Origin of the sequence: Desulfofundulus sp. (assembly GCF_049701015.1) — a bacterium.
In the GTDB taxonomy this organism is placed as follows: domain Bacteria; phylum Bacillota; class Desulfotomaculia; order Desulfotomaculales; family Desulfovirgulaceae; genus Desulfofundulus.
The window spans coordinates 1-2,448 of record NZ_JBNATZ010000277.1 but is presented as its reverse complement, the minus strand read 5'-3'; the positions used below and the strand labels follow the sequence as shown (position 1 = coordinate 2,448).

Annotated in this window: 5 protein-coding genes; all 5 read left to right on the top strand. The window is 55.3% G+C overall.

The features are described 5' to 3' along the window. Positions 1-346: alanine racemase (locus ACPLUI_RS13135; RefSeq protein ID WP_424660704.1), on the top strand; the 346-nt coding region annotated here is incomplete at its 5' end. Next, positions 324-755, top strand: coding sequence for a cell division protein SepF (locus ACPLUI_RS13130; RefSeq protein WP_424660703.1), 432 nt, complete (start codon positions 324-326; stop codon positions 753-755). The genes ACPLUI_RS13135 and ACPLUI_RS13130, both read left to right, overlap by 23 nt. A 14-nt stretch (positions 756-769) precedes the next feature. Next, positions 770-1,591, top strand: a complete 822-nt coding sequence (gene proC, locus ACPLUI_RS13125; RefSeq protein ID WP_424660702.1) for a pyrroline-5-carboxylate reductase — start codon at positions 770-772, stop codon at positions 1,589-1,591. A 12-nt stretch (positions 1,592-1,603) separates the two neighbouring features. Further along, complete coding sequence (locus tag ACPLUI_RS13120; RefSeq protein WP_424660701.1) at positions 1,604-1,867, top strand: YggT family protein; 264 nt, start codon at positions 1,604-1,606, stop codon at positions 1,865-1,867. A 19-nt stretch (positions 1,868-1,886) separates the two neighbouring features. Continuing rightward, positions 1,887-2,448, top strand: a 562-nt coding sequence (locus tag ACPLUI_RS13115; RefSeq protein WP_424660700.1) for a YlmH/Sll1252 family protein, incomplete at its 3' end; no start/stop codon positions are given.

Sequence of the window (2,448 nt, the reverse complement as noted above, 5' to 3'; positions counted from 1 at the left end):
ATCCGGGGAACAAACCAAGTACGGTTTGCCTTCCGGGGAGGTGAGGAACTTTATTGCAGGGGTAGCGGATCTTCCCGGTATACGCGTGCGGGGATTGATGACCATTGCTCCCCTGGTTCCGGATCCCGAAAAGGTAAGACCTATCTTCAGGGAGTTGTATCAAATGGCCGGCTGGCTTAAGCAGGAGCTGCCGGGGGTGCCACTGGATTTTTTGTCTATGGGGATGAGCAACGATTTTACGGTTGCCGTGGAGGAAGGAGCAAATATAATTCGGGTTGGTAGCGCCATTTTTGGACCCCGATCAAACCCAAGGAGGGATAACCATGGCGAAAAAGTTGGTGGATAAAGTCCTCGGTTTTATGGGTTTTGAAGAAGAGCCCCTGGAGGAAGAGGAAAAGGAGCGTTTCCGGGAGGAGGAGGTGGTACCCCAGGTTAAACGCAAGGGGCAGGTTTTCAGCCTGCACACCCAGCGCCAGGTGCGGGTTATTGTGGCAGAGCCCCGTGCTTTTGAAGATGTACAGAGCATAGCCGAGCACTTAAAAAACCGTCGCCCGGTTGTGGTAAATCTCGAGCGGGCTGAAAGCGACCTGGCCAGGCGTGTCGTGGATTTTGTCAGCGGAGCTACATACGCTCTTAACGGGAGCATGCAAAAAGTTGGCAACGGCATTTTTCTCTTTGTCCCCAGCAATATGGACATAGCCGGGGACATCAAAGAATTTGGGGAGCGGGGGATTTTCTCCTGGATGGAGCAGTAACGGAGGTGTGACTTTTGCCATTAACAGGGCTTGCCATTGGTTGCCTGGGCGGTGGGGCCATGGCCCAGGCCTTGCTCACGGGGCTGATTAAAAGCGGTATTCAGCCCCAGAATCTGTATGTAAGTGATACCTGCCGGGAGAGGCTTGAATTTCTGCACCGGGAATTGGGTGTGCATACGCGGGAGGATAACAGGGCTCTGGTGAAGGAAACAGACGTGGTTATTCTGGCCGTTAAGCCCCAGGCAGTACAGGAGGTTTTGCAGGAAACGGGGGTACTGTTCCAGCCTCAGCAAACCCTCATCTCTATTGCTGCCGGTATTACCACCCAGTTCATTGAAAGCTTTCTCGCCCAGCCGGTACCAGTGGTCCGCGTTATGCCCAACACGCCATGCCTTTTGGGGTCCGGTGCCAGTGCCCTTTGTCTGGGCACGAACGCTGCTTCCCGGGACCGGGACCGGGCGATGGCCATTTTCAGTGCTGTTGGCCGTGCGGTGGAAGTGCCCGAAGGGCTGATGGATGCCGTGACCGGTCTTAGCGGCAGCGGTCCTGCTTATATGTATGTTATCCTGGAGGCCCTGGCCGATGCGGGAGTGCGGGTGGGCCTGCCCCGTGATGTTGCCCTTTTGCTCAGCGCCCAGACCATGCTGGGTGCAGCCCGTATGGTTTTGGAAACCGGTGAACATCCGGGCCGCCTGAAAAATATGGTTACCACCCCGGGTGGCACGGCCATTGCCGGTGTTTTCGCCCTGGAAGAAGGAGGACTACGGGTGACTCTCATGCGTGCGGTGGAAGAAGCTACCCGCCGCTCCCGGGAAATGTCCAGCGGATTAAAATAAAGGGAGAGCGCTATGAGTCTAGAACGCATTATTAACGTGGCTTTTCAAGTTTATGCCTGGTTAATCTTTGTCCGCATCATTTTGTCTTTTATCCGTCACAATCCATACCAGCCACTCATCCGTTTCATTTATGAGATTACGGACCCTGTCCTGGGTTTCTTCAGGCGCTTTGTTCCCCCCGTGGGAATGCTGGATTTTTCACCCCTGGTGGCCTTTTTTGCCCTTGAATTGCTGCGCCAGATAATTCTGAACGTGATCCGGACTCTGGGATTGTAGGTCCTGAAGGAGTGAACAAGTGCTGGATAAAGAGTTTCTTCTATCCCGTGCGAGAAACCGGGAGGAAAAGGAGTTGCTTGCCCGCGTGTGCGACCTGGTGCACGGTGTGTTACACACCAACCGGCCCCGGGTAACCGATTTCCTTGACCCGCATCATGCCGGCCTCGTACTTGCGGTACTGGAAAAAGTGGCCGGTTTGGCGGCGCAAAGTGATGGCGGTTACCAGGGCGCTGAGCGGGTCCGTATTCTTGTTTATCCCGATTATCTCACCCCCCGGGAAGAGGAATGGGAGCTGGCTTTCCTGTCTATCCAGGGTTCTTTTGGAGATCTGGGGCTCAGTCACAGAGATTTCCTCGGAGCGCTTTTAGCTCTTGGCTTGCGCCGGGAGAAAATAGGAGATATTCTCCTGCACCGGGACCAGTCCCAGGTCGTGGTTGCTGCGGAAATTGCGCCGTTTATTCAAGCACAGCTTTCCCGGGTGGGCCGCATTCCTGTAAGTGTACACCAGATTACCAGGGAGCAACTCTGTCCGCCTGCCCGCCGGGTCCGGGAAATCAGGGCTACTGTGCCTTCCCTGCGCC